Origin of the sequence: Streptomyces sp. Y7 (assembly GCF_043195415.1) — a bacterium.
Classification (GTDB): Bacteria; Actinomycetota; Actinomycetes; order Streptomycetales; family Streptomycetaceae; genus Streptomyces.
Window position 1 is genome coordinate 1 of record NZ_JBIDDQ010000085.1, and the last position, 210, is coordinate 210.

At 57.6% G+C, this 210-nt stretch carries 1 rRNA gene; it reads right to left on the minus strand.

Annotated elements, in window-relative coordinates:
• Nucleotides 1-100: 100 nt before the first annotated feature.
• Nucleotides 101-210 (minus strand): 16S ribosomal RNA (locus tag ACGFW6_RS45200); the annotation flags it as partial.

Sequence of the window (210 nt, forward strand, 5' to 3'; positions counted from 1 at the left end):
GCCGAATAATCAACGTTCCACCCATGAGCAACCAGCATCAGACATTCGCTGATGTACTGGCCTCTGAACCAGGCAAGCCCGGTTGAGAAGTGCTCCTTAGAAAGGAGGTGATCCAGCCGCACCTTCCGGTACGGCTACCTTGTTACGACTTCGTCCCAATCGCCAGTCCCACCTTCGACAGCTCCCTCCCACAAGGGGTTGGGCCACCGG